Below are 25,115 nucleotides of genomic sequence, written 5' to 3'. Positions count from 1 at the left end.
GCACGTCGTCGTGCGTATAGATGAAGTGATCAGCGTTTGCCGCATTTGATGCAATCGCACGAAAGCGCGGACGCGATCGCTTCATTTCACTTTGCCGGAGGCAGGTATGAAACGAATATCGAGGACATCGGGAGCAACGCGGATTCTGCTGTGCGCAGCGGCGCTGTGCGGGCTCGCCGCACAGGCGCACGCGCAGGGTTTGAGTCCGCAGGACGACATGAACGCGCCGCAAAACAGCACCCGGCTCATGCCGAACGCGGCGCGCGGCAGCGAATATCCGACGCATGGCAATCAGCAGGCGGGCGAGTTGAATCTGAATCCGACCGATCCGCGTGCACAGCTGGTCAACGGTTTGCCGAACCACACCAACGCGGGCGGATACGGCGCCCCGCTTGCCGGTGTGCGTACTTACGTGCAGCCGCAGGCTCCGGCCAATTGACGATTTTGACGATTTGAAGCAAACGACGGTCGTTGCCGCATCGCTCGCCTGACGGCGGCGCATCCTGACACAGACCGTGGCCAATGCCTTTCTTCGCCCGCCGATTCGCCGATTCACATCCCGAACACGATTCGCAGCGTATCGTTCTGAACGATCACCGACGCGCCGATTGTCAGCAGGATCGGTGGCAGCAAGGCCGTACCGTAGCGCCGGATCGGCGCGCCGAGCAGCGGGTGCTCCACGAGTTGCACGGCGGCGACACACCACAGCCCGATCATCGCGACGAACACCAGCGAGATGAACGCGCGATCTCCGTGTGAATGACTCGCATACAACGGCACGTAGACGGCGACGTTATCCGAACCATTGGCGAGCGCCACGCACGCAACCGTCCACCATGAAGAGCCGCTGCTGGCCGGCGCGCCGGATCTGGCGGATCCAGATTTGCTGACGAATTCAGGCAAGTCGTCGTCCTGACTACGCGCGTGGCGGGGACCGAAGCGTTCCCACGCTTTGCTCAGACCCACGCATATCGGCAGGATGCCGAGCAGGCCGACATAACCGGCGGGCAAATGCGTCAGCAGTGCCGCAAGCATCAGCGACCCTGCGATCAGGACCAGCGAGCCCGCATATTGCCCGACGACCACACGACGCCGCTCAGCCCCCGCTTCCGCCAGAAAGGCGAGCAGGACGAACAGGTTGTCGACGTTGGTCGCGGCATAGGCCGCGATGGCGAGCAGGGCAAGGCTGAGCATGCGGAAAAAGCCTGTCGATGCAAAATGAGGGATGGCGGCGCGTCATCTTGATGGCCGCGACAGGAGCGGCGGCGGATCGACGGAGACATCGCCGGGCAACACGATGCCGACGCGAGCCGCCGAGGTCAAGCGATTACGTTTTCTTACGGCTGGAAGGTTGGGAATGCCGGAAGCGACGAGCGCGTTGGGTTATGCAAACGGCGCATGTTTGCGCTGTTTGAGCCGACGTAAGAAAGGAGAGGTCGCACCGGCCCCAATCCATCGTCGCGTGAGGACCCCGTAAGCTACAATTCCCGACGGCTTGAAAAACGGAACATCAATGAAGATTCGGATTCTTTCTATCGCCTGCATCACGGCCGCTGTCGCCTTGCTCGCGGCCTGCACGGCCACGTTCAGGAACTCGGACGCGTGCGAGCAGTTGATGCGTGGCAAGCTGGCCGATACATCGGCGGATACCTTGAAGGTCGCCCATCGGGGCGCGGGCATCCACGGCTCGCGAGTGGTGATCGAAGGTTCGATCGAGCATGTGACGACGGCGTCGGAAGCGGCAGCGACGGCGGCTTCGGCGCACGGGGCTTCGGGGGTATCGGCGACGCGAGCATCGGGTGTGGGCGTCGCGTCGGCAGTGTCGGCGACGTCGCCGGCCTCGGCTGTATCGGTGGACGCATCGGCTGCTTCAAGCGCTTCGGAAGCCAAAAGTGTCTCGACGAAACCGGCTAAACCAACCACGGTCGTTACCGCAACGGCCGCCGAATGCACGTTTCACGGCCCGGATCTGAACGTGTTCCGCTGGCTCGCACCGGCAAAGCTTGTAACACCCGCCGACGAAGCGGCCAGCGCGACATCTGGCTAACCTGCATAACTTCGATAACACGCGTCGTTGCGACTTCAGATGAGCGGGGGGCGCTTCGCTACACGTGTTCCTTGATTACGCGTTGTCGCGTACCGGGCTTGTTTCTCATTGATCAGGCCGCGCAGGTTCTTGGCACGACGCTTTGGCGGGTTAGAGCGAGTTGGAAAAATCACGCGGCCCCGAGCCTTAACCAAAGGGCAACTCCGCCCGAGCCGCTCTAAGGCCAGCCCAAGCCCAAGCCCAAGCCCAAGCCTAATACACCCTGCCTACCACCAACCCCAACACCTTCTCCCCAAAAGCCTCCGCCCGGCCTTCAAAGCATCGCTCTACAGCCTTCGTATCGATCAAACGCTGCCGCAGTTCGACCCGCTCAGCATGCCCATCGATCATCCGTACGGCAGCCGTCACGTACTCGTCGACGCTATCCGCGATTGCCCACGCCGGCATTCCCACACGCTCGAACAGCGCTCCGTCGATCCGCTCGAACACCTCCGGTCCTCGTTTGCAGACGCCAGGTAAGCCCATCGTCAACGCGTCGACGATCCCGTTGGTATTCCCGAACGGAAACGGACTGAGGAACAGATCCGCGCAATTGACCCGCGCCAGATACGCGCCATAGCCGTGGAAGCCATGCACGGTCGCGCCAGGCACCGTTGCGCCGATCACTTCGCGTATCCGCTCCAGCCGCACACCTCGCGGCACGCCGCTCATGAAGTGAAACTCGACCGGCGTCGTCGCGCGTGCGGCGATCTCGCGGCATGTATCGAGAAAACCTGGATTGAGTTTCATCGCGCTCGCTGTGATCACAATCGCCAGCCGTTCGCGCGCCGGCGGAATACTGGCAGCGATATCCGGCAGCGCAACCGATGGCCGGTAAGGCTGGCCGTCCTTCGGCAATTTCAGCAAGCGCTCGCTGAAACAACCGGGGTCGCCGACATAATCTTCCTCGACGCTGACATAGTCGATCCGGTCGGAATGCGTCGTGGCCGGGTGGCCGATTCCGGCAATCTGCACGGGCGCCACCCGCAGGTTCGACATGAAGATGGTCAGCACGAACATGCCGACGCTCGGCATATACAACACATCGGGCTGTTCCGCGTCGGCAAAGTCGCGAATCGTTTTCAGGCATTCACCGATGTAAGTGGGGTCCTCCAGTTCGATGAACCGGTCGAACACCGCTCGCCCGGCGTCGTCGACTGCGTAGCCGAAACCGAAGCCCACCAACTCGAAATGCTCGCGCGCCGCTTCGAGCGTGCGCGAATGCGTGCGATAAATCGAATGAGCGCCGCCAAACCATTCGAGCACGACGATCATCAGCGGCTTCCTGCCGGATGGTTTGCCGCGTTGCGCGTGGCCGCCGACGGTTTCCGGCTGTCGCGCGGGGAGGTCGGTCAGGCCGAGGCGCTTCAGCTTGCGGCGCACCAGCACGTTGATATCGCGTTTGATCTCGTGCCGCCGCGGCGTATCCGCGTAACTGCAGAACATGTAGGCGTTGTGCAGCAGCGCGCTCGGCAGATCGTCGAGGTCGTCGATCTGTTGCAGCTTGCCGGGCAGCCACTCGATCAGCGCCTCGCGCTTCAGATGCGCATTCGCCGAACCCTTGAACACCGGCGACAGCAGCACCAGAGCGAGACTCGCGGCGAGCGTTTTGTCGTACATCCACAGCGCGGCGAGGTCGAGTTCGAGTTCGGAATCGGTCGAATACAGCACACAGAGTTTTTCGACAAAACGGTCGCCGGCCAGAAACTGCGTGTCGTGCGGCCCACGCGGATTCAGATGACGCGTGACGTGATCGGCATTGCCGAACGGCGTGGCGCCGAACATCAGGCCGATCCATTCGTGCAGCGTCAGAAGCAGATCGAGGCAGCCGGGGGGTAATTCGAATTGCGGGTCGGCGAACAGCGTCGACGCGGCGCTTGCGAGGCGTGTGAAAAAGCGCCGTTGCTGCTCCGCGGACGACAGGCCGGTCATGCCCGAGGCCAGGAAACTTTCGTCCAGTTCGCCGCGCTTTTGCTGGAGCAGCGCGAGCGCGGCGATGAACTGGAGCGATGCCTTCACATACTGCCGCGTATAAACGAGCTGCTCGAAATCGTCGAGCGAAAAAGTGGGTTGTTCCATCGGGCCGCTTTTCAAGATATGCATGACTAACCAAAATCAGGTCGGTCGAAAAGCCCGCGATTATCGCAGCCTCAGGACACCAGAATTTCCGCTTCGACGAATTTGCGAATTTTCCGCGTGGAAGGCGATGGCGCGGCTAGAACGCGTAGTAGGGTCCCTGTCCGGCCGATGTTTCGCGCCCGGCGATGGCGGTGTAGACGCGTCGTCCGAAGAAGAAGGGCAAGCCCCAGCCGAAGCTTCGGCTGGCAACCCCGGCGAGGTTGTTGAACGCGTTATTCGACGACGCGAACAGTGAGCTTGCGTTGGCGATCGAGAACGAAAGGGTGCTCGACGCGCCGTCCCTGCCGGAAATCGTGGCGGTCGTCGCCTGCGCAGAGGCGGGGCAGTACCAGTAGCCACATTGCGGCAGTTGGCTGTTGCGGAAGAAGATGCCGTTCGAGCCGCTGTCGATGTAGCTATAGGTGTTCGTGTAGCCCGCCGCGTTCGTGGTGATGTAGCCGTTCGAGGCATTCGTCCTGATGACGCTGGCGGCGCCCAGCGTGTTGTTCGCCTGGGTGTCGATGCCGAAAGTCAGCGATCCGGTCACGCTGGCGGCGCCCGCGTCGGCGATGGCCGGCAGGTCGATCACGACGCCGTTGTTATCGAGCGGGAAGCGGCCGACCGGATTGGTCACCTGCTGCGCCAGCGACTGCGTGCTGGCGGTGCAGGCGCCGCTCGCGTCGCACCTGTAGTACCAGCGCGGCAGCGCGGTCGCTGCGCAACCGCTGCCGCAGTCGGTCGCGAACAGGCCGATGCCGAGAATGCCGTTGGCGCGCAGGGTTGACAGCTGCAGCATGGCCGGCCCGGAACTCGCGCAATCGGCGGGAACGGTGGGCACTGTGGGATCGGAGATCACATGAATCGGCAGCGATGCGGCGACCTGGCCTGCCATGCGCACGTCCGCGCTGCGCACGGCTCCCCACGCATAGCCGCCGCCGAACACGGCGCACTCGCCGGTGACGCCGCTGCCCGAACTGATGGCGGGGAGCGCGAGACTCGCCGGCAGCGCCGAGGCCAGAATCCGCAGACCGTTCGAGCCGGTGTCGACCTGAATATCGTCGATCGTCGCGCAGTTGCTGGTGCCGGACTGGCAGACGGTGACGCTCGTCGTCAGCATGTTGCGGGTCAGGCCGGGGGCTGTGGTCACCGAGATCGGCTGGATATTGGCTATGGTCGATTGCGGCACGCTCGGGGACGAACTGGCCGGCGGCGCGCCTGCCGTGCCGGATAGGCCTGAAGTGACGGACGTGCCCGCACCGCTCGCGGGTGTCGTGGAAGACGCCGATGTGTTCGGAGAAGCGCTTGCGACCGTGCCGTCTCCGCCCCCTCCGCCGCCGCAACCGGCGAGGATCGCGCAGACGAGGAGCAGGGTGTGCAGCTGGGCTGCGGAATGGGTTGCTTGATGGTCTGTCATGGCAATGGTGTCCAGGTGGCACAGCGGGTTACTGGAGATCGTCGATGGCGACGCCGGGCGGCAAGGCCGCAGGCAGCCACGCCCGGCCCACATAACCGCGCATCGGGCCACCGGATTCCACGATCACGTCGGAACGGACGACCCTCGACGAATGCAGGTTGCTGTCCGCCGGCGCTGCCGCCGCGCCCGCGAGATAGGACGCGTTGTAGCCGCCCAGCAGTGCGCGCAGATCCGGCATGGTCGGCCCTTCCCATGTGTAGGCGACGATCCGGCCCGTGCTCGTCGCGTACTCGTTGAGGGTCGTGCCGCCGGCGTCGGTCAGCGTGCGCAGGCGGATCGCGCCGTTCATCAGGGTCGGTTGCACCATGGAGGCGGAGGGCTGGGACGCTGTAGTCGCCTGAACAGTTCGGGTGGTCTGGGCCGGCATCGCGCCGTCCAGTTCCGCACGCGCAGGGCGACTGGCAGTCAGCGTGGCAAGTGCGATGAAGGTCGCGGCGAAGGCGGTCGAAAGGGAGAATCTGGGAAGGTCGATGGATTTCATGATGAGGCCGCTCACAGTGGTTGAAAGGGTGAATTCAAGATAGCAGCGAGGCGTCCAGATCGTTACCTGGTGCGCCTCTCCGGGGGTATGCCGATCTCAAAAACGACCTGCGGCGGAATCGGGAAGTCCGTTTTAAAACAACGCTTACGCTGAATTTTCTTACTAGTCCTACAGCTATTTGGGAAATGTCTGGAAATGTTAAATCCGCGGATCGGGGAGGGGCTCGTGGAGCAATAAGCAGGGGGTGTTCGTCGTCGGAAAATGGCGTGGAAGAAATCCGCCGATACCGTGCCGGATGCCGCGCCACAGCGCGTCCCGGCCGTCCCCGACGCGACTCATTTCGCCGACAAACCCCGGTTTTTGCACATGACCCGCCGGGATCGGTAAAATGTTGGGTTGATCCACGGAAACTTGCCGTGGCGTACGTAGCGGAAGGATTCCCCGAACATGACTGATCTTCGTCTTACCAAGCGGTTCGCAGTAATGCTGATGGCGGGCGGGCTGGTCGCCGGCTGCGGTACTTCGTCGCCGACCAAAATCGACTACAAGAGCGACTCCAAATCCAAGCAGGTGTCGCTTGCCGTTCCGCCGAACATGATCGACGAGACGTCCGATCAGCGTTCGTTGCCCCCGCAAGGCGGCGAAACCTCGCTGTCCGCGCTCAAGCAGGTTCAGGCGCAGGCGCCGGCCGGCAGCAACACGCTGACGGTGGTCCCGCAGGTCAGCAACATGCACATCCAGCGTGACGGCACGGAAAGCTGGCTCGTCATCGACAATAAATCGCCCGAACAGGCGTGGGCGCAGATTCGCCGTTTCTGGCAGGAGCAAGGCTTCCTGCTGGTGGTCGACCAGCGCGACAAGGGCGTGATGGAAACCGACTGGAACGAGTCGCACGCGCAGATCAATGACGGCCTGCTCCGCAACACGCTGTCCAAGGCGATGGGCACGAGCTACGTCACGTCGGAGCGCAACAAGTACCGCACGCGCCTCGAAGCGGCGCCCAACGGCGGCACGTACGTGTTCGTCAGCCAGAAAGGTATGCGCGAAGCGCTCACCGGTACGAACAACGATTCGAGCAAGTGGGAACCGAAGCCGAATGATCCGGGCCTCGAGCAGGAATACCTGAAGCGCCTGATGGTGGCGCTGTCGCAAGCCGATTCGCGCGCGTCGGGCGATACGCAGAACGCCGTTCTGTCGCCGGCCGGTGCGCAGGTCGCGCCGAACGCGGCGGCGGGTGCCAACTCGGCGGCGGCTGCTAACGCGGCGCGCAACGTGTCGCTGTCGGCACAGCAACCCATCCCGGATCTGGACGCGGGTAATCAGCCGGCGCAGGTGACGTCGACCGAAGTCACGCTCGGCGAGCCGTACGATCGCGCATGGTTGCGTGTGGGCCTCGCGCTCGACCGCAGCAATTTCACGGTCGACGACCGCGATCTGAGCCGTGGTCTCTATTTCGTCCGTTACGTCGATCCGAAGGATCTGTCGTCGGCGGAACAGGGCTTCTGGAACCAGGTTTTCCACGGCAAGAAGGAAAAAGTTGCCAAGCAATATCGCGTGAATGTGCGCGCGGTGACGCCTGACCAGACGCGTGTCGCAGTGGTCGACGACAAGGGTGCGATCGACGAAAGCTCGCAGGCCAAGCAGATCATGAGTCTGATGGTCGATCAGCTGCACTGAGCGAGGCCACTGGCAGCGAGGCTTCGGCGTTTTTGCCTTGGTGACGAGGCTCCGTCAGCCAGAATCGCAGTCACGAAAAACCGTCCGGGATATATCCCGGACGGTTTTTTTATGGCCGCACGAAACGCGCACGTGTTTTGCTTGACACCCGCTGAGCGGTACTAACCTGAACCAGCGGAGTTGGCCATGTTCGACGTGATCCCTTACTGGATGTGGGCGGCGAGTCTCCTCGTCCTCGCGCTCGTGTGCGGCGCAGCATTGAATCCGCGCGAATCGCGGAAGCCGGCGAGATTGCTGGCACGGGATGTCCACGGCGCTCACTCGCGCGCGAAGTGGCCGGCTCGTCGTGTTTGATATGCGATTCGCGTGAATCGTCGTTACGTATCGCCGCTCTGTGCGGCGTACGTAACGTGACGTTACCCCGGTGACGTAACTTTCAAAACCTTCCTAAGCGCCTCAATTCCCCTCGTTTCGTTCTCTGCCTTAAAGATAAATTCTCATAAAAATCAATGGGTTAATAAAATATCCTGAGAATTTTTCGAAACTGGCACACAAGCTGCTTTTAAAGACTCATGGGGCCGGATTGAATCAGCCGACCTGAGTTTGCAGCGAATCCGCGCTCAAACGGTTCCCAGGCATTTCTGGCAGCGGCCGACCAGCCGGTGCCGTACCCGATGTTGGCCTGCGCGCGTTGCGCGCGGCCCCGGTGGCCCCGTCGCCTATCCTCGTAGGGCGACGGTTTCGCCCGCACTCCGATTGGAGTGCGGGCTATTTTTTTTGTGGCGGGAGTTTGCGACTGGGGGAGTGGGGGCGGCCACCAGAAGCGGCCACGGAAACCACGAAGGTCGATGAAACTTCGGGGGACTGAAGCCGGCGACGCCGGGGAGGCGTCGCGCGGAAAAGCGTGGCTGTTCAGGTATCGGCGTGGCGCGTGCCGATCCCCGGCAGACGTTTGACTACGCCGGTAGCGAGCGCGGTGCCGACCAGAATCACGCCGCAGCCGAGCAGCATGCCGGGCGACACGCCTTCGCCGAGGAACAGCGCGCCCCACAGAATCCCGAAGATCGGAATCACGAAGGTCACGGTAATCGCGCGCGCCGGTCCGATTACCGCGATCAGGTGGAAGAACAGCATGTACGCAACGCCCGTGCAGGCGACGCCGAGCGCGATCACCGCGCCCCACGCATGCAGCGACACCGGCGCGGACGGCCAGAAAATCACCGCGAGCGGCAGCAGCACGATCGTTGCGCCGGTCATCGTGCCGGCGGCGACGGTCAACGCATCGACGCCGGTCAGGTAGCGCTTGGTGTAGTTGGCAGCGATGCCGTACAGCAGCGTCGCGCCGAGCGCGGCGGCGGCAGCGAGCGCGGTGGTCGTCGGCGTGGCGGCGGAGCCGTTTGGCGCGGCGATCTGGTCCCAGACCAGCATCAGTACGCCGAGGAAACCGATCACCAGACCGAGCGTACGCATTGCGCTCAACCGGTCACGCAGCCAGAGAAAGGCGACCAGTCCGCCCCACAGCGGCGTGGTCGCGTTGATCACGGACGTAACGCCCGCCGATAGCGTCAACTCGGCATACGCGAACAGGCAGAATGGCGCCGCCGAATTCAGAATGCCGACCACCAGCAGCGGGAACGCGTGCGTGCGCAGGATCGTCGCCGATTGCCTGAGCGGGCGTCGCGCGAGCAGCACGATCAGCAGAAAGAGTGCGCCGATGCCGACTCGCAGCGCCATCAGCGGGGCGACGCCGAAGTCGGTCACGCCGACGCGGATAAACAGGAACGACGCGCCCCACAGGGCAGCGAGAATCAACAGTTGGACGAGATTGGCAGGTTTCATTGAGGTGGCGCCGCGCACGGTTGAGTCGAGACGCCCGCGCATCGTAACAGCGCGACTACGCGAAACGTTTCAGTCTGGAATGAAACGGCAAGTTTCGGGAGATGAGGGGACGTTGGCTAATCGTGATCGTAGGCTGCGGCGGTTCGGTTGCAAAGCGAGCAATTCTCACGCTGATGTGAGAAAAATTACGATCAAATGCATTGCGCAGAGGTGTTGCGCCCAATCTCCGAGGGCGCGTACCTGGAAAATCGTGAGTTATTTTGCAGCAGTGCGTACGTAGCGGGGGCCTTTCAGAGAGGGCCGAACCCGCCGCACGCACCGCCCACGGTTAGTGCGGAATCATCCATTGCAGATAATTCTGCTGCAGCCAGACCAGCACGCCGAGCAGCACCGTCAACAGAATCGAGTGCTTGAAGGTTTTCGCGAACACGACGCCTTCCTTGCCCTTGAGTTCGGTGGTCGCCACGCCGGTCGAGATGTTCTGCGGCGAGATCATCTTGCCCATCACGCCGCCCGACGAATTGGTGGCCGCCATTAGTACAGGATTGAGATTGAGCTGGTTGGCCGCGACCACCTGCAGATTGCCGAACAGCGCATTGCCCGACGTATCGCTGCCGGACAGGAACACCGCGACCCAGCCGAGGAACGCCGACACCAGCGGAAAGAACGGTCCGACCGACGCCACGCCGAGCCCCAGCGTGTAGGTCAGTCCCGAGTAATTCATCAGATAGGCGAGGCCGACGATCGTCGCCACCGTGAGAATGGCGATCCGCGTCTGTACCCACGTATCGCCGATGGCCTTGACGAATTCACCCGCGCTCAGGCCGACTACGGCTGTCGTGATGAGCGCCGCGACCAGGATTGCGGTGCCCGTGGCAAGCGGCTGGAAGTCCCAGATCGCGCCGTACGGCGTGTTGTACAGCGTGATGAACACCGCTTTGTCGAGGCCGGGCCACGGCACCTTGATATCGCCGATCGTGAACACCTTCGCCACCGTCCAGATGATCACGACGACCGACACGATGATCCACGGATACCAGCCCTGCGCTCCGCCGATCTTCCCGCGCACTTCACCCACACGGTCGATGTTGATCGCGAACTTTGGATCGGTGGCGGGTTTCCAGACGCGCAGGAACGCGATGGTCAGGATCAGCGACACCATCGACGACAGCACGTCGGTCAGGCTGTAGTTCACGTAATTCGACGCGACGAACTGGGTCAGCGCGAAGCTCGCACCCGACACCAGCAGCACCGGCCACACGCGCAGCATGTTGCGAAATCCCGCGTACACGCCGATCACGTAGAACGGCAGCAGGAACGCGAAGAACGGCAACTGACGGCCGACCATTTTGGCGAGCTGATCGGACGGCAGATGCGTGACCGCGCCGAGCACGGTAATCGGCACGCCGAGCGCGCCGAAGGCGACTGGCGCGGTGTTGAAGATCAGCGTGAACGTGAGTGCTTCGAGCGTGGGAAAGCCAAGCAGGATCAGCAGCGAACTGGTGATCGCGACCGGCGTGCCGAAACCGGAAATCCCTTCGAGCAGCGCGCCGAACGAGAAGCCGATCACGACCAGCACGACGCGCCGGTCGTTCGGCAGATTGTCGATCATCCACATGCGGAAGGCCGCGAAGCGCCCCGAGCGCTGAGCGATGTTGTAGAGCAGAATCGCTGTGAACACGATCCACATGACCGGCCAGCACGCGAACACCGCACCCGCGAATACCGAGTTGATCGCGAGCCCGACCGGAAACTGCCACACGAAAACGGCGACCACCAGGCCGACGATCAATCCGGCGAGCGACGCCTGCCAGGCCGGTCTGCGGGCCCAGCCGAGCAGAAGCAGCACGACGAAGATGGGAAGGGCAGCGACGAGAAACGACGGCAGTAGCGAGTTGCCGACAGGAGTGAGTAGTTGGTGAAACATCACGTCTCCTTCGTTGTTGTTCGTTGTTATCCGAATCGACGCGGAGCTACGCTGGGCAGGGCGCGTCGCGATGGCAGTGTGGATGAGCATCCTCGACGCGCACGGGGAATCGCGTCGTTTTTAAGCAGATACTGTGTGTGACTTTCGAAGCATAGAGCGCTGGCCGGGCGCGTCAAGAAGGGAAACTACCGGAGGGGGCGGAGCGGCTGCCGTTGCGGATCTGCATCCTGGGTGAAGTAGATCCGCGTGGCGTGATGTGACGTGATGCGGCGTGATGTGACGTAACGCGAGCCGTTAAACGCCGTAAAAATTCAATGCCAATGATGTCCCCAGCCACCACCCCAATATCCGCCGATACCGATCGAAACCGACGGTCCGTAATAGCCGGGGTAGCCATAGCCGTATCCGTAATAGGCCGGATACACCGGCGGCGGATAGTACGCGGGATAAGCCGGCGCCACATAGACGGGCGGCGGCGCGGCGACGGCGTACGTTGGCGGCGGGACCTGCTGGACTGGCTGAACTTGTGCCTGAGCCTGGACTTGCTGCTGCGTGTCCGCCGAATCGGCCTGATCGGCGGCTTGCTGCAGGGGCAGAGCAGGTGGCGTGGCATAGGCCGGTGCGTAATAGCCGGATGGATAGTATCCATACGGGTAATAACAACCCGACAGCGTCATCGCGCAAATGGCGGCGCCGACGGCAAGACCTGCACGCCTTGCTCGCGGAAAATCTGAAAAGCAACGTGAAAGACCGCGCGATGGCCAAAGGCTCATCGCGCGATCCGTGTTGATGACGCGGGACTTCATGACGCGCTCCTGGTTAAATCGACGCCGGTACCGGGGCGTCGTTTTCCGAGCTTACGCTCCCGCTACGCGAACACGATTGCAAAAGCGTAACTGCGTATTTCGCGTCATTGCAAAGCGCGAACTGAAGCGCGCGGCCGAGGTCGAGGCAGCAGTCACCGCATCACCAAAGCCCGCTTACTTACCCACCTGATTACCGATGATGCCGCCCGCCGCCGCACCGCCTACTGTCGACAGCGCGCTACCGCCGAGCGCCGCGCCCGCTGCGCCACCCAGACCTGCGCCGATTGCCGTGTCGCGGCCCTGACGGCTCATACCGTCACATGCCGAGAGGCTCCCAACGAGCGCAACGAGAGCCGCAAGCGTGCCGAGGGTTCGAATCGATTTCATGATGTTGACTCCATTTATGTCGTTGGAAGCAGTCGTCGAAATGGACAGATAACCATGTCCCCTATGCATTTGATCTTAGCGGCGCAGTCCGTATCCGGATGTGTGCGCTTGTCAGCGGACTGACGGTTTCGTAATCAAATGTTTCCCCTGTTCAAGCATGTGACGTGCCCGCCCCGCCACAAACGGAAAAGCCCGCCGGAGGCGGGCTTCGATGCTGCAACGCAGTGACCTGGCGGGCCGGCTGGCGTAAAAAAGATAGCCGGCCCGCGATCCCTACCTTACTGCCGCTGATAGATCTCAGCGCCTTTCTTCATGAACTCGATCGACTTCACTTCCATGCCTTTCTTCAGCGCTTCGTCGTCGGTCACGCCTTGTTGCGCCGCGAATTCGCGCACGTCCTGCGTGATCTTCATCGAGCAGAAATGCGGGCCGCACATCGAGCAGAAATGCGCGACCTTCGCCGAGTCCTTCGGCAGCGTTTCGTCGTGGAATTCGCGAGCCTTGTCCGGGTCGAGGCCGAGATTGAACTGGTCTTCCCAACGGAATTCGAAGCGCGCTTTGCTCAACGCGTTGTCACGCACCTGCGCGCCGGGGTGACCCTTCGCGAGATCGGCGGCGTGCGCGGCGAGCTTGTACGTGATGATGCCGGTCTTCACGTCGTCCTTGTTCGGCAAGCCCAGGTGTTCCTTCGGCGTGACGTAGCAGAGCATCGCCGTGCCGAACCAGCCGATCATCGCCGCGCCGATGCCCGACGTGATGTGGTCGTAACCGGGCGCGATGTCGGTCGTCAACGGTCCCAGCGTGTAGAACGGCGCTTCGTCGCACCATTCCAGTTGCAGGTCCATGTTCTCCTTGATCAACTGCATCGGCACGTGGCCCGGGCCTTCGATCATCGTCTGCACGTCGTGCTTCCACGCGATCTGTGTGAGTTCGCCGAGCGTCTTCAATTCGCCGAGCTGCGCTTCGTCGTTCGCGTCGTAGATCGAACCGGGACGCAGGCCGTCGCCGAGCGAGAAGGCCACGTCATACGCCTTCATGATTTCGCAGATGTCTTCGAAATGCTCGTACAGGAAGCTTTCCTTGTGATGCGCGAGGCACCACTTCGCCATGATCGAGCCGCCGCGCGACACGATGCCGGTCATCCGCTTCGCGGTGAGCGGCACGTATTGCAGACGCACGCCCGCGTGAATCGTGAAGTAGTCGACGCCTTGCTCGGCCTGTTCGATCAGCGTGTCGCGGAAGATTTCCCACGTCAGATCTTCGGCTTTGCCGTTGACCTTTTCGAGCGCCTGATAGATCGGCACCGTGCCGATCGGCACCGGCGAATTGCGGATGATCCACTCGCGCGTTTCATGAATATGCTTGCCGGTGGACAGATCCATCACCGTGTCGCCGCCCCAGCGGATCGCCCACGTCATCTTGTCGACTTCTTCGCCGATCGACGACGTCACCGCCGAGTTGCCGATGTTCGCGTTGACCTTCACGAGGAAATTGCGGCCGATGATCATCGGTTCGCTTTCCGGGTGGTTGATGTTGTTCGGGATGATCGCGCGGCCGCGTGCGATTTCTTCGCGCACGAATTCCGGCGTAATCGCGGTGAGGCCGTTCGGACCGAACGCGCTTGCACCGAACGCCTGGCCCGGATGCTGACGACCCATCATCGCGGCGAGCTTTTCGCCGTTCGGGCCGCTCGTCTTCAGCGTCTCCAGATACTCCGCGCGGCGCTGGTTCTCGCGAATCGCGATGTATTCCATTTCCGGCGTGATGATGCCCTTACGCGCGTAGTGCATCTGCGACACGTTCTTGCCGGCGATCGCGCGGCGCGGCGTGCGGTGCAGGCCCTGGAAACGCAGGTCGGCGGTGGCGGTGTCGGCGGCACGTTCGCGGCTAAAATCGCTCGACAGACCCGTCAGCGCTTCGGTGTCGCCGCGTTCTTCGATCCACGCCTGACGCAGCGCGGGCAAACCTGCGCGAATGTCGATCTTCGCGTCCGGATCCGAGTACGGACCCGACGTATCGTAGACATAAACCGGCGGATTCTTTTCACCACCGAAGCTGTCCGGCGTGTCGGCTTGCGAAATTTCGCGCATCGGCACGCGAATGTCCGCACGCGAACCGGTCACGTAGATCTTGCGGGAATTGGGCAGCGGCGCGACGGCGGCTTCATCGACGTGGGCGTCGGCGGAAAGAAACTTCGGGTTGGCGTTCATGCGTATCTCCGTGTGTCGGCCGGAGTTGACGCGTTGACGTCTCACTCTGGCCGCTTGCAAATGCAATGTGGGGCGGCTAAGCAGGAGACGAGACGGAAGTTGTCGGAAATCGCGAGGAAATGAGGCAATAAAGCTTGGGTGCGAAATCCGTACGCTTCCCTGCGCTGGCATTATCCAGATCAGGTTCAAAGGGTATTTCTCACCCGCGCGGCACGGACCTCCAACCTCCGTGCGACGCAGGACCCCCGCGTTAGCAGCGCACACGATACACCGGCTGCCGGGGGCTTGGCAACCTGTGCAGGAGAAGTCAGCGAGTTGTCAGGCAAAGCCCGGGCGAGCTTTTATGCCGGTTTCGAAGCGGGCGGAACGACGCGCGGGGCGGTGTTTTCAATGCCGTAGGCGCGCGTCTTTGATAGCGGATTCACGACGATTTTTGCGAGCGAATCCATGTGTCGTCATGGGTTATTTCGTGTCTTATGCGCTACGAATTGCAGCGAAAAAACAGCAAAAATCACAACGAAAAGTCGTCGGCGGCTTCGGGCTGGTAGAGGATCTTGTCGAGCTTCAGCACCTTCTCCGTGCCGCTCGGTGGCGTAAAGCGGATGCGTTCGCCGCGCTTCGCGCCGAGCAGCGCCAGGCCGACCGGTGAGAACACGTTCAGCCGACCTTGCCCAAAGTCCGCATTGGGCGGATAGACCACGGTCCACGTCATCTGCTCGCCGCTGGTTTCGTCGATCAGCGTGGCTTGCGAATTCATCGTGATGACGTTGGCCGGAATCTCGCGCGCGTCGACGATCACGGCGCGTTCGAGCACGTCGTCAAGCATGTCCTGCAGACGGGCGTCGGCACCGGGCGCGGCCGCATGCTTCTCGAGGCGGGCGACGTCGAGTTCGGTGAGGTAACAGGTTTTCGTCTTTTTCACGATGGATACTCCAATTCGATCTGCATATAAGGGAACTGCGTGCGAATGAGATCGGCCCGGAGCCTGACAAACGCGGCTCGGGTGATGGAGCGAACAGCGTTAGATCGGGCGCCGGGCGGCGTGAAGCGGGAGCGTTCGGGACGGCTTGCAGGCGCGACGCGGTGCGAGATCCGCGCGCGCGCAACCGGTTGCGCGGCGCAGGCGCAAGCGGGTGAACACACGGGAAGTCGGAGAGCGCATCGTGATAGCCGGAATGTCGAAAAGAGGAGGGTGATTCACGCGCGGACAACGAATAAGGCAGCGCGATCGAAAGGTGAATGTTAGCACGGGGCGTTTGTATCTTTATTCGGCATGGCGGCGAACGGCTCTCGGTTTATCCCCGCTTTGATGCCCAGCCCCGGATCGCGCGGCAATTCAAGCTCGTTGCGGCGATGCCGTTAAAGCAGGTTTGGGAGAGGCTGTCATCCAGTATCGCGAGAGGGGGCGCTGGGTGGCGCGTGAGTAGCACAAGCGGCACAGGAGATGAGTATGACTTCGAGAACAGGGCAATGGCGGGTGTCGGCTCGGGCAGTCGCTGCAGTCACGATGGTGCTGCTGGCGACGCCGTTGACCGCATTGGCGGCCGATGGCGGGACGATCCGGTTTGTCGGCGCGATCACAGCGCCGTTGTTGCAGATAACCTCGTTGCCGGTTGCTCCCACGATGCGGTTGGAAACGGCCAATGCGCAAGCGGCGCGTCAGGAAGGCGGCATTGCCCTGACTTTCAACTCGTCGCCGGGTGTGGTGTCGGGTGCAGATGTCGCACTGCAGGTTGTCGGCGCCGGGAAGTCGCGTGATGCCGTGGCGGCGCGTTTCGTCGATACCGGGAGCCGGGTAGGCGCTGCACACGACGGGCACTACCGGGTTGGCCGCGACGGTGGGGTGTTGTCGTTATCGCCGAAGCGGGCCGGTTCGGCTACGCCGGTGATCGTCGTCATGAGTTATGACTGAATGGGCGGGCCGCTAGCCGGCCGTGCGGCCGGCTAATCGTCAGGATTGCGATTGACGCGGGCGCGTGCGAACGGCGGTGCATCGACGTCTGCAATTTCATACTCAAGCGCTGCTGACGAAAGCCGGTCAGGCGGAAAATGCTGCCTGCGCTTTCACGGCCCTGAATACAACCGGTGGCCATCCGCCGCCGTTTAAATGCAATCGGGATAACTAAAGCAAACCCGCGCCGGCATCCCGAAAAAACGCCGCAACACGCGCCCCAAATTCCCTGTTGTAACCACGCAAAAAAGTTACGATTCTTTCGCTCGACGCGGTGGGCGCTTACTGCATAATGCCGTGCGCGCCAACCTTTAGGCGCGTGTTCGCCGAGGCCCGGATTCTCCCGTTTGCCGCGGCGGTGTGGCCCCATTGGCCATCTATCGTCTTTCCGTTCCACCGACATGTCCGCCAGCCTCGCCCGTCAGACCGCATCGCCGATGCGGTATCCGCCATCCCGCCACAGGGTTTTCAGCGGGGGCGCAGCACCTCGAGCGGCATGGGCGGGTTGAACCATGTCGCTGCAATTCCCAAACCGTTTTTCGCGTGGTTTCCCGATCCGTTTGCCGCAATCGCGTAACGGTCAGATCGCGCTGGCTCTCGCCGTCGTTTATCTCGTCTGGGGCTCGACGTATCTCGCCGTGCATGTCGCGCTCGGCTCGTTCCCGCCGCTGTTGATGTCCGGGCTGCGCAACCTGTTTGCCGGCATCGGGCTGTTCGTGTTCGCCGCGCGCCGCAAGCCGGTCTGGCCGACTGCCGCCGAGGTCCGCAATGCCGGGATCGTCGGCACGATGCTGGTGGGGTTGTCGAGCGGCATGCTGGCCTACGGGATGCGCACTGTCGGCACCGGCACCGCGGCGGTGATGGTCGCGACCGTGCCGCTGTTCGCCACGGTGATCGCAGCGGTCGCGGGCCGTAAGATCGGGCGGGGCGAGTGGTTCGCGGTCGGGCTGGGGCTGGTGGGTATCGCGATTCTCAGCCACGGCGACAGCGCGCCTGGGTCGGCGGGTGGCAGTCTCGCGATTCTGTGCGGCGCGCTGTTCTGGGCGGGCGGCGCGCATCTGGCGGGGCGTCTGAAGCTGCCTTCGGACCTGTTCCTGTCGACTGCCTTGCAGATCGGCCTGGGCGGCGTGATGTCGACGCTGGTCGCGTGGGTGTCGGGCGAACGGATGCTCGAGATGCACTTCCTGCCCTTGCTGGCGTTTCTCTACCTGATGCTGATCGGGACGATGGCCGCGTATGTCGCGTATGGGTTCCTGATCCGCCATACGAGTCCGATCATCGCCAGCAGCTGCATGTATGTGAACCCGGTGGTCGCCGTCGCGCTCGGCGCGCTGCTGCTGGGGGAGCCGGTTACGCATTCGACGGTCATCGCGACTGTCGTGATTCTGGCGAGCGTCGGTTTGTCGTTCTGGTTCGATTACCGGAAGAAGGGGCTGGCCTGAGTTGAACCGCAGAGCCTAAGCCACCGAGCCGCGCTCACAGTTCACCCCGCGAGCGCGGGCCGTTCCCTTCAGAGCGACGCGGCCACCTCCGCGCCTTCGCGAATCGCGCGTTTCGCATCTAGTTCGGTCGCGACCTTCGCTCCGCCAATCAGATGAAAACGCGGACCGGCAGCGCTAGCCGCGTCGCCCGGATGCAGATCCCGCAGCGACTCCTGTCCCGCGCACACGACGATCGAATCGACTTCGAGCCATTCCTCGGCTCCGTCACGCGCGATTTTCAGACCGCGCGCGCCGATCTCCAGATACGACACGCCGGCCAGCATCTTCACGCCGTTTTTCGCCAGCGTCGCGCGATGCACCCAGCCCGACGTTTTCCCAAGCCCCATGCCGAGCTTGCCCGCCTTGCGCTGCAACAGCCAGATTTCGCGCGCAGGATGTGCAGCAGCCGGCGGCTTCAGCCCGCCGCGTTCGCGTACCGTCAGATCGACACCCCATTCGTCGAGCCACGCATCGCGCGGCGTGGGCAGCGGTTCATCCGCGCGATGCAGTAGAAACTCGCTCACGTCGAAACCGATACCGCCCGCGCCAATCACCGCGACGCGTTTTCCGACCGGCGCACCACGCAGCACGTCGACGTAAGACAGCACATTCGGCCCGTCGATGCCCGCAATCGACGGCCGTCGCGGCACGATGCCGGTCGCGACGATCACGTCGTCGTAGCCGCCCGCCGCGAGCAACGCCGGATCGACGCGCGTATTGAGCCGCACGTCGACCCGGTGACGCTGCAACTGGCTCTGAAAATAGCGGATCGTCTCGCTGAACTCTTCCTTGCCCGGCACGCGCATCGCCAGATTGAACTGGCCGCCGATCTCCGCGCCCGCATCGAACAGGGTCACGCGATGCCCGCGCGACGCCGCGACCGTCGCCGCAGACAGGCCCGCCGGTCCCGCGCCGACCACCGCGATTGAGCGCACCGCCTGCGCGCCGGAAACAGGGCGGTAGACCAGTTCGGTCTCACGTCCCGCGCGCGGATTCACGAGGCAACTTGCGCGCTGATTCTTGAACGTGTGATCGAGGCAAGCCTGATTGCACGCGATACAGGTGTTGATTTCCTGCGCGCGCCCCTCAGCGGCTTTCACGACGAAATCGGGATCGGCGAGCAGCGGTCTCGCCATCGAAACCAGATCGCCCGCGCGTTGCGCAAGAAGTTCTTCGGCGACTTCCGGCGTATTGATCCGGTTCGACACGATCACCGGCACCCTGACCGCCGCCTTCAGACGCGCGCTCAGTTCAGCAAAGGCGGCGCGCGGCACGGAGGTCACGATGGTCGGCACACGCGCTTCGTGCCAGCCGATTCCCGTATTGAAGATCGTGACGCCGGCCGCTTCGAGCGCTTGCGCGACCTGCACGGTTTCTTCCCAGGTGTTGCCGCCTTCAACGAGATCGATCAACGAAATCCGGTATACGACGATAAAGCGCTCGCCGCACGTCGCGCGAACCTGTTCGACGATCTCGCGCGCGAGCCGCATGCGGTTCTCGATGCTGCCGCCGTATTGATCGTCGCGGCGATTGGTGCGCGGACACAGGAACTGGTTGAGCAGATAACCCTCGCTGCCCATGATCTCGACGCCGTCGTAACCCGCGCGTTGAGCGAGCCGCGCGCAGCGCGCATAGTCGCGCACGGTCTTCCTGATGCCGCCGATGCTCAGCGCGCGCGGCTTGAACTTCGAGATCGGCGACTTGAGCGCCGAAGCCGACACGACGAACGGCTGATAGCCATAGCGGCCCGCGTGCAGGATCTGCAAGGCGATCTTGCCGCCTTCGGCATGCACAGCCTCAGTCAGCAACCGGTGATTGCGCAGATCGAACACGGAGTTCAGCGTGCCGCCGAACGGCAGCAGCCATCCCTGTCGGTTCGGCGAAATCCCGCCCGTGACGATCAGACCGACGCCGCCTTTCGCGCGCTCGCGGAAATACGCGGCCAGCTTCGGGTAATTCCAGAAGCGGTCTTCCATGCCGGTATGCATCGAACCCATCACGACGCAATTGCGCAGACGGGTGAACCCCAGGTCGAGTTCGGCGAGTAAGTGTTGGTAAGACATGCAGGGAGCCGTGTAATTATTGGGTGCGCACGAACAATACACCGCGTACCTGTGCCAATCCGCCGAGGAAAAATTCTAAACCTCGCAATTCTTTACTCCGTAAGACATTCATTAGCCGTCGTCAGCCATATCGAACGCCTGCGGCACACGCATTGCTCATAGCGAGCGTCCATCGACACGGACAGCGTCGGTTGAAAAAACCGGCGCAATGTGCGGCAGGGATAGGAGGGAGTGCCTGTTTGGGAGAGCGCTTGAAACCGCTGTCCGAAGCAGAGCGCTCACAAAAACCAATTGGGTTGAGAGCCCAGTATCGATATAGGTGAACACAATGAAAATGATCCGAACCATGGCGGCTGTAGCGGCGGTTGCATCTGTTCTGAGCGCGTGCGGTGGCGGCAGCGACGACGCGGCCAAGGAACTGGGGCTGACCGATCCGGAGATCCACTTCGTCAACGCCGTTCCGAGCAGCCCGGCAGTCGACTTTCTCGTGAACGGCAGTGCGCCTTCGGGACAAACCAACGTCAGCTACAAGGGCGTGACGAATCTCACCAATATCAAGTCGGGTAACACCAACGTGGGCTATGCGCTCACCGGCACGACGACTGCGCTTGCCAGCGGTAATTTCCCGGATGCCGCGAACGGTCATGAATACACGGTGATCGGCTTGCCGAGCCTGACCGGCTCGGGTATCGGCCTGATCGACGATCCGTTCGACAAGGGGCTGCTGTCCAACAGCGCGCGCGTACGCGGCTTCAACGCGTCGGCGAATGCGACCAACCTCGACCTGTACCTGGTCCAGGCGAACGCGACCGACATCACCAACGTATCGCCGACCATGGCCGGTCTCGCGTTCAATAACGCCGTGCCGGCAAGCGGCGCGGACTCGCTCTACGTATCCGGCGGCCAGTACGTGCTGATCGCGACCGCGGCCGGCAGCAAGACACCGATCTTCCAGTCGGCTTCGTTCGCGCTCGGCAATAACGCCGACTGGATCGTGACGTCGGTGCCGATCGCCGGTACGTTGTCGCAGCTTCTGCCGGGCCAGATCCATCTGCTGGTCGTGCAGAACGGCAATACGAGCACGCCGAGCATCGAGTTGACGAATACGTTGACGGGCGTTTAAGTCCGCGAGTTTGCGCAAAAAGCGGTAAGTCCTGGGGAGGACGGAGCGGCGATCCACGTGAGTGGGTCGCCGTTTTGTTTCTGGTTTTGTATTCGCAATTAGACGTGAGCCCAAGCCCGATCGATAAAACCCCATAAAAAAACCCATCGCGGTTTCCCGCGACGGGTTTTTCGTTTTCTCCTACATGGCAGCACGCCAATCTGCGCGCTGCCATCGCGAACTTACTTGGCCTTGTCCGCCGAGTTCGTCAGCGCGTCGCCGCCCTTCGAAATATCCTGGCCGGCGCCGGCCATCGTATTGCAACCGGCAAGCATGGCCGTCCCTGCAATGAGAAGCAAAGCGATCAGTCGAGTCATGAAAGTTCTCCTTGTCGAGAGTGCATCGGTTGACGTGTCCGTGTTTTACGGCACGCGCTAGCTATCGTCCGACCGGGGCCTTGAGCCTGTACACAGTCGACCGGTCTGACTGCATGTTAAAAAAAGGGCGGAGGCGGCGCTGTCGGCTGTGCTGCGATTTTCGTGTAGGCGCATGCCGGTGTTTGCGTCGGCGCACTCCTACAAGGGTTTTTTCCGCGCGTCGCGAGCGAGCCGCGACGCGCCTCTACACGGGCGTTCGCGACGGCGTAGCGGGCGGCAGATCGACCGACGGCGTGGCAGTGCTCACGCTCGGCATGACCACGTCGATGTCGGTGCCGTTCGGCACGCCGCGCCGGATATCGAACCGTCCGCCATGCGCGGCGACCCGCTGACGCATGCCCAGCAGCCCGTGCGTGTGCGTGCGCTTCAGATCGGCGGGCATGATGCCGACGCCGTTATCGGCGATATGCAGCGCCACCTGGCCGTCGCCGACCTGCAGCGCGATCGACACCTTCGACGCCCGCGCATACTTGGCCGCATTCGTCAGCGACTCCTGCGCGACGCGGAACAGCGCGATCTCCGTCTGTTCGTCGAGCTTGATGTCGTCGGCGGGGAGGTGCAGTTCGAGCGTCCAGCTGTTGCGTTGCGCGGCTTCGTCGGCGAGTGTGCGCAGCGCGGTGACCAGGCCGAAATTCGCCAGCACGGTAGGTCGCATGTCTTCGATGATGCGCCGCTTCAGCGCGATGCCCTGGTCGAGATTGGCGAGCGCGCGTTTCAGTTTGTCGGAGATATCGGGCTCGCTGTCCTTCAGTTTGCGATTGGCCCAGGCCACGTCCATTTTGCTGGCGGTGAGAATCGCACCGAGTTCGTCGTGCAGTTCGCGCGCGAGCTGCGTCTTCTCGTTCTCGCTGACCGCCTGCAGGTGCCAGCCGAGCGCTTCGAGCTGACGCGTGCGCTCGTTGACGAGCTGGTCGAGTTCTTCCTGCTGCGTGATCAATTGACGCTGCACGCGCGCCTGCCGGTCGATCTGAATGCCCAGGTTGCGGAACAGCAGAATGAACAGCACGATGTTCAGCGCCGACAACCCCGCCGCCGCGAGCGTGGAAATGCGCTGATCGGCGCGGCTCGCGGCGAGCGCGTGTTGCGCGCGGCGCTCCTCGTTGTCGCGCAGCAGCGTGAGCGTGCTGTCGATCAGCGATGCATCGGCGGCATTCACTTCGCGGGTGCTGCCGCACGCGCCGAGATCGAGCGGATGCGGCGACGCGCGTTGTATTGCGGCCGCGCCCGCGCCGATGCGCCCTTCGATCAGCGCGAAAATCTGCGTGAAGCTCGCGAGTTCGGCGCTGTCTGCGTTGCCGCTGCGGTAGAACTGGTTCAACTGCTGTTTGCCCTGGCGGATCCGCGCGACGGTCGCGCAGAAGTCGTTCGCCGAGGCCTCTTCCTTTGTCAGAAGAAAATGGTTCTGCTGGGCGCTCAGACGCGATAGCAAGCTCGCGAGCGTGCTCAGTTGCACGGTGACGTCGCGCGCGCCGAGCGCAGTTTCGTATTCGGCGGCGATGCGCTCGCGCGCGGTTTCGAGAATCACGAGACCGCCCACGGTGATGACGATCGCCACCGTCATCGCGATCGCCCAGCTCCGGTTGCGCATCCAGTCGCTCAGACGCGCTGCGGCCCCGGGATTCTGCGTGGTCGACACGTTCTGAACATTCGGCACATTCGGCTCCTGAAGTGGGGCACCAGTGTAACGTCCGCGGCTTCGATGCAGGTTCGCGTCATGGAACGAGCGGGGCGATCGCAGTGCGCCACGACCCGGCGTAACGTCACCGTAATCCAATGTCAGCGGATTCTCACACGAAAACCGGCGTGCGTCGGAATGCGCGCGGCGGCGTCGATCGATACGATGTGTCTGATCGTTAAACCATCGTTTCGGAGGAAGCCATCATGTTGAAGTGGGCGTTGATATTCGCCGTCGTGGCGGTGATTGCCGGCCTTCTCGGCTTTACCGGCATAGCCGCCGGCGCAGCGGCAATCGCGAAATTCCTGTTCGTCGTGTTCGTGATTCTGTGCGTGGTGTTCCTCGTGCTCGGATTCGTGGTGACGAAGAAAATCGTCGATTAGCGCCGGCCCGTGCGGATGCGTGTTCTCCTGATATTCATTCAGGGTAATAACGACAGGCAGGTACCCGGTCAATCACTCAAGCAGGGAGAGTCGCCATGCTTCACTACGCCATCGTCTTTTTCGTGATCGCCATCATTGCCGCCGTGTTCGGTTTTACCGGCATTGCGGCGGGGGCGGCAGAAATTGCGAAGATCCTGTTCTACATTTTCCTGGTCGTGTTCGTCGTCACGTTGCTGCTCGGCGTGTTCCGAACATAACGGCGCGAACGTAATCGCGCCAATCCCTCTACCGGCGCATCAGGCGCGATTCGTGCGGGATGCGCAGTTCCCCTATACCGGTTAAAGGAGAAGTTCAATGTCGGCTCAAACCAAAGATCCGTTCGTGATGGACCTTAAAAAGATTCGCGAAGACGCCCGCAAGCATATGTCCGACGGCCCGGTCACGCCGAGCTACGGTGCCGATCGCGAGACGGTGCTGAAGTTGCTCAACGACTCGCTGGCGACGGAAATTGTCTGCGTATTGCGTTACAAGCGCCATCACTTCATGGCAAAGGGCATCAATTCGGAAGCCGTGGCCGCGGAGTTTCTGGAGCACGCGAACGAAGAGCAGGGCCACGCGGACAGCATCGCCGAACGCATCGTGCAACTCGGCGGCGAGCCCGATTTCGCGCCTGACAGCCTGGTGGCGCGTTCGCATTCCGAGTATCAGGAAGGCGAGAATCTGACGGACATGATCAAGGAAAACCTGATCGCCGAGCGCATTGCGATCGACACGTACCGCGAGATCATTCGCTATATCGGCGAGAAGGACGTGACCACGCGCCGTCTGTTCGAAGAAATTCTCGCAGTCGAAGAAGAGCATGCCGACGATATGGCGGATCTGCTCGAAGGTCGCGAGTGAGAACGGCAATTCGGGCGACGCGGCGGGCGCGGGCGGGTCTGCAGGTTGATGGGTCCGCGTGGGCAGGCGTCGCCCGGTTCGGGACTCTCCGGTTAAAAACCTGCCGGAGGTCATTACA

At 62.5% G+C, this 25,115-nt stretch carries 23 protein-coding genes and 1 riboswitch; of the genes, 10 read left to right on the top strand and 13 right to left on the bottom strand.

The genetic code is table 11. The features are described 5' to 3' along the window. Positions 1-106 precede the first annotated feature (106 nt). Entirely contained in the window at positions 107-439 is a 333-nt protein-coding gene (locus BLS41_RS11595; protein WP_074764587.1) for a hypothetical protein, read from the top strand. Between the two features lie 113 nt (positions 440-552). Here BLS41_RS11595 and BLS41_RS11590 read toward each other — a convergent pair whose 3' ends face one another. Further along, positions 553-1,194 carry a cadmium resistance transporter gene (locus BLS41_RS11590; protein ID WP_074764585.1) on the bottom strand — a complete coding sequence of 214 codons (642 nt, stop codon included), beginning with the start codon at positions 1,192-1,194 and terminating at the stop codon, positions 553-555. Between the two features lie 319 nt (positions 1,195-1,513). Here BLS41_RS11590 and BLS41_RS11585 point away from each other — a divergent pair, with 319 nt between their 5' ends. Beyond that, positions 1,514-2,047 (top strand): hypothetical protein, encoded by a 534-nt coding sequence (locus tag BLS41_RS11585; RefSeq protein WP_074764583.1) that lies wholly within the window; start codon positions 1,514-1,516, stop codon positions 2,045-2,047. A gap of 252 nt (positions 2,048-2,299) precedes the next feature. On the opposite strand, the gene BLS41_RS11580 is transcribed toward BLS41_RS11585, so the two are convergent. The 3 genes from BLS41_RS11580 to BLS41_RS11570 all read right to left on the bottom strand — a co-directional run bounded on the left by BLS41_RS11580 (position 2,300) and on the right by BLS41_RS11570 (position 6,159). Further along, a complete protein-coding gene (locus BLS41_RS11580; RefSeq protein WP_074764581.1) occupies positions 2,300-4,165 on the bottom strand; it encodes a glycosyl transferase family 1 in 1,866 nt (621 codons plus the stop codon). A gap of 136 nt (positions 4,166-4,301) precedes the next feature. Next, positions 4,302-5,618: a DUF3443 domain-containing protein gene (locus tag BLS41_RS11575; RefSeq protein ID WP_074764579.1), complete on the bottom strand. Its 1,317-nt coding sequence runs from the start codon at positions 5,616-5,618 to the stop codon at positions 4,302-4,304. 28 nt (positions 5,619-5,646) lie between these two features. Continuing rightward, a complete protein-coding gene (locus BLS41_RS11570; RefSeq protein WP_074764577.1) occupies positions 5,647-6,159 on the bottom strand; it encodes a DUF2844 domain-containing protein in 513 nt (170 codons plus the stop codon). Between the two features lie 447 nt (positions 6,160-6,606). Between BLS41_RS11570 and bamC the strand changes: the two genes are divergently transcribed. Continuing rightward, positions 6,607-7,836 carry an outer membrane protein assembly factor BamC gene (bamC, locus tag BLS41_RS11565; RefSeq protein WP_074764575.1) on the top strand — a complete coding sequence of 410 codons (1,230 nt, stop codon included), beginning with the start codon at positions 6,607-6,609 and terminating at the stop codon, positions 7,834-7,836. A 186-nt stretch (positions 7,837-8,022) separates the two neighbouring features. Continuing rightward, the gene (locus BLS41_RS39000) at positions 8,023-8,190 is read left to right on the top strand and encodes a hypothetical protein (RefSeq protein WP_171910223.1); all 168 of its coding nucleotides are present in this window, start codon (positions 8,023-8,025) and stop codon (positions 8,188-8,190) included. A 558-nt stretch (positions 8,191-8,748) separates the two neighbouring features. Here BLS41_RS39000 and BLS41_RS11560 read toward each other — a convergent pair. The 6 genes from BLS41_RS11560 to BLS41_RS11535 form a co-directional block, all read right to left on the bottom strand. Beyond that, the gene (locus BLS41_RS11560) at positions 8,749-9,675 is read right to left on the bottom strand and encodes a DMT family transporter (RefSeq protein WP_074764573.1); all 927 of its coding nucleotides are present in this window, start codon (positions 9,673-9,675) and stop codon (positions 8,749-8,751) included. A gap of 328 nt (positions 9,676-10,003) precedes the next feature. Continuing rightward, complete coding sequence (locus tag BLS41_RS11555) at positions 10,004-11,602, bottom strand: L-lactate permease (protein WP_074764571.1); 1,599 nt, start codon at positions 11,600-11,602, stop codon at positions 10,004-10,006. Between the two features lie 311 nt (positions 11,603-11,913). Next, positions 11,914-12,408, bottom strand: coding sequence for a hypothetical protein (locus BLS41_RS11550; RefSeq protein WP_074764569.1), 495 nt, complete (start codon positions 12,406-12,408; stop codon positions 11,914-11,916). Positions 12,409-12,582: 174 nt separating this feature from the next. Further along, positions 12,583-12,795: a glycine zipper 2TM domain-containing protein gene (locus BLS41_RS11545; RefSeq protein ID WP_074764567.1), complete on the bottom strand. Its 213-nt coding sequence runs from the start codon at positions 12,793-12,795 to the stop codon at positions 12,583-12,585. A 278-nt stretch (positions 12,796-13,073) separates the two neighbouring features. Beyond that, on the bottom strand, positions 13,074-15,005 hold the full coding sequence (gene thiC, locus BLS41_RS11540; protein ID WP_074764565.1) for a phosphomethylpyrimidine synthase ThiC: 1,932 nt from the start codon (positions 15,003-15,005) through the stop codon (positions 13,074-13,076). Between the two features lie 138 nt (positions 15,006-15,143). Further along, positions 15,144-15,262, bottom strand: a riboswitch (TPP riboswitch). Positions 15,263-15,516: 254 nt separating this feature from the next. Further along, positions 15,517-15,927, bottom strand: coding sequence for a GreA/GreB family elongation factor (locus BLS41_RS11535; protein WP_171910222.1), 411 nt, complete (start codon positions 15,925-15,927; stop codon positions 15,517-15,519). 528 nt (positions 15,928-16,455) lie between these two features. Here BLS41_RS11535 and BLS41_RS11530 point away from each other — a divergent pair. Both BLS41_RS11530 and BLS41_RS11525 read left to right on the top strand, forming a co-directional pair. Continuing rightward, complete coding sequence (locus tag BLS41_RS11530) at positions 16,456-16,917, top strand: hypothetical protein (RefSeq protein ID WP_074764561.1); 462 nt, start codon at positions 16,456-16,458, stop codon at positions 16,915-16,917. Positions 16,918-17,468: 551 nt separating this feature from the next. Next, the gene (locus BLS41_RS11525) at positions 17,469-18,398 is read left to right on the top strand and encodes an EamA family transporter (RefSeq protein WP_074764558.1); all 930 of its coding nucleotides are present in this window, start codon (positions 17,469-17,471) and stop codon (positions 18,396-18,398) included. 68 nt (positions 18,399-18,466) lie between these two features. Here BLS41_RS11525 and BLS41_RS11520 read toward each other — a convergent pair whose 3' ends face one another. Beyond that, positions 18,467-20,500 carry an NADPH-dependent 2,4-dienoyl-CoA reductase gene (locus BLS41_RS11520; protein ID WP_074764556.1) on the bottom strand — a complete coding sequence of 678 codons (2,034 nt, stop codon included), beginning with the start codon at positions 20,498-20,500 and terminating at the stop codon, positions 18,467-18,469. 328 nt (positions 20,501-20,828) lie between these two features. Between BLS41_RS11520 and BLS41_RS11515 the strand changes: the two genes are divergently transcribed. Continuing rightward, entirely contained in the window at positions 20,829-21,623 is a 795-nt protein-coding gene (locus BLS41_RS11515) for a DUF4397 domain-containing protein (RefSeq protein ID WP_074764554.1), read from the top strand. A gap of 221 nt (positions 21,624-21,844) precedes the next feature. Here the strand turns inward: BLS41_RS11515 and BLS41_RS11510 are convergent, their stop codons facing one another. Together BLS41_RS11510 and BLS41_RS11505 are read right to left on the bottom strand one after the other, a co-directional pair. After that, a complete protein-coding gene (locus tag BLS41_RS11510) occupies positions 21,845-21,979 on the bottom strand; it encodes an entericidin A/B family lipoprotein (protein WP_074764551.1) in 135 nt (44 codons plus the stop codon). 244 nt (positions 21,980-22,223) lie between these two features. After that, positions 22,224-23,693 carry a sensor histidine kinase gene (locus BLS41_RS11505; protein WP_074764549.1) on the bottom strand — a complete coding sequence of 490 codons (1,470 nt, stop codon included), beginning with the start codon at positions 23,691-23,693 and terminating at the stop codon, positions 22,224-22,226. A gap of 227 nt (positions 23,694-23,920) precedes the next feature. On the opposite strand from BLS41_RS11505, the gene BLS41_RS11500 reads away from it, so the two are divergent. From BLS41_RS11500 to BLS41_RS11490, 3 genes are all read left to right on the top strand, one after another. Next, positions 23,921-24,097 carry a DUF1328 domain-containing protein gene (locus tag BLS41_RS11500; RefSeq protein ID WP_074764547.1) on the top strand — a complete coding sequence of 59 codons (177 nt, stop codon included), beginning with the start codon at positions 23,921-23,923 and terminating at the stop codon, positions 24,095-24,097. Between the two features lie 95 nt (positions 24,098-24,192). Continuing rightward, positions 24,193-24,354 (top strand): DUF1328 domain-containing protein, encoded by a 162-nt coding sequence (locus BLS41_RS11495; RefSeq protein ID WP_006052455.1) that lies wholly within the window; start codon positions 24,193-24,195, stop codon positions 24,352-24,354. A 97-nt stretch (positions 24,355-24,451) separates the two neighbouring features. Further along, positions 24,452-24,997 carry a ferritin-like domain-containing protein gene (locus tag BLS41_RS11490; protein WP_074764545.1) on the top strand — a complete coding sequence of 182 codons (546 nt, stop codon included), beginning with the start codon at positions 24,452-24,454 and terminating at the stop codon, positions 24,995-24,997. Positions 24,998-25,115 lie beyond the last annotated feature (118 nt).

Origin of the sequence: Paraburkholderia fungorum (assembly GCF_900099835.1) — a bacterium.
Taxonomy (GTDB): Bacteria; Pseudomonadota; Gammaproteobacteria; order Burkholderiales; family Burkholderiaceae; genus Paraburkholderia; species Paraburkholderia fungorum_A.
This window is presented reverse-complemented; position numbering and strand designations above follow the sequence as displayed.

What these genes read in the sequence shown, in the direction of transcription:
- BLS41_RS11595 (WP_074764587.1), top strand. Translation starts at nt 107, where the DNA reads ATGAAACGAATATCGAGGACATCGGGAGCAACGCGGATTCTGCTGTGC.
- BLS41_RS11590 (WP_074764585.1), bottom strand. Translation starts at nt 1,194, where the DNA reads ATGCTCAGCCTTGCCCTGCTCGCCATCGCGGCCTATGCCGCGACCAAC.
- BLS41_RS11585 (WP_074764583.1), top strand. Translation starts at nt 1,514, where the DNA reads ATGAAGATTCGGATTCTTTCTATCGCCTGCATCACGGCCGCTGTCGCC.
- BLS41_RS11580 (WP_074764581.1), bottom strand. Translation starts at nt 4,165, where the DNA reads ATGGAACAACCCACTTTTTCGCTCGACGATTTCGAGCAGCTCGTTTAT.
- BLS41_RS11575 (WP_074764579.1), bottom strand. Translation starts at nt 5,618, where the DNA reads ATGACAGACCATCAAGCAACCCATTCCGCAGCCCAGCTGCACACCCTG.
- BLS41_RS11570 (WP_074764577.1), bottom strand. Translation starts at nt 6,159, where the DNA reads ATGAAATCCATCGACCTTCCCAGATTCTCCCTTTCGACCGCCTTCGCC.
- bamC (WP_074764575.1), top strand. Translation starts at nt 6,607, where the DNA reads ATGACTGATCTTCGTCTTACCAAGCGGTTCGCAGTAATGCTGATGGCG.
- BLS41_RS39000 (WP_171910223.1), top strand. Translation starts at nt 8,023, where the DNA reads ATGTTCGACGTGATCCCTTACTGGATGTGGGCGGCGAGTCTCCTCGTC.
- BLS41_RS11560 (WP_074764573.1), bottom strand. Translation starts at nt 9,675, where the DNA reads ATGAAACCTGCCAATCTCGTCCAACTGTTGATTCTCGCTGCCCTGTGG.
- BLS41_RS11555 (WP_074764571.1), bottom strand. Translation starts at nt 11,602, where the DNA reads ATGTTTCACCAACTACTCACTCCTGTCGGCAACTCGCTACTGCCGTCG.
- BLS41_RS11550 (WP_074764569.1), bottom strand. Translation starts at nt 12,408, where the DNA reads ATGAAGTCCCGCGTCATCAACACGGATCGCGCGATGAGCCTTTGGCCA.
- BLS41_RS11545 (WP_074764567.1), bottom strand. Translation starts at nt 12,795, where the DNA reads ATGAAATCGATTCGAACCCTCGGCACGCTTGCGGCTCTCGTTGCGCTC.
- thiC (WP_074764565.1), bottom strand. Translation starts at nt 15,005, where the DNA reads ATGAACGCCAACCCGAAGTTTCTTTCCGCCGACGCCCACGTCGATGAA.
- BLS41_RS11530 (WP_074764561.1), top strand. Translation starts at nt 16,456, where the DNA reads ATGACTTCGAGAACAGGGCAATGGCGGGTGTCGGCTCGGGCAGTCGCT.
- BLS41_RS11525 (WP_074764558.1), top strand. Translation starts at nt 17,469, where the DNA reads ATGTCGCTGCAATTCCCAAACCGTTTTTCGCGTGGTTTCCCGATCCGT.
- BLS41_RS11520 (WP_074764556.1), bottom strand. Translation starts at nt 20,500, where the DNA reads ATGTCTTACCAACACTTACTCGCCGAACTCGACCTGGGGTTCACCCGT.
- BLS41_RS11515 (WP_074764554.1), top strand. Translation starts at nt 20,829, where the DNA reads ATGAAAATGATCCGAACCATGGCGGCTGTAGCGGCGGTTGCATCTGTT.
- BLS41_RS11510 (WP_074764551.1), bottom strand. Translation starts at nt 21,979, where the DNA reads ATGACTCGACTGATCGCTTTGCTTCTCATTGCAGGGACGGCCATGCTT.
- BLS41_RS11500 (WP_074764547.1), top strand. Translation starts at nt 23,921, where the DNA reads ATGTTGAAGTGGGCGTTGATATTCGCCGTCGTGGCGGTGATTGCCGGC.
- BLS41_RS11495 (WP_006052455.1), top strand. Translation starts at nt 24,193, where the DNA reads ATGCTTCACTACGCCATCGTCTTTTTCGTGATCGCCATCATTGCCGCC.
- BLS41_RS11490 (WP_074764545.1), top strand. Translation starts at nt 24,452, where the DNA reads ATGTCGGCTCAAACCAAAGATCCGTTCGTGATGGACCTTAAAAAGATT.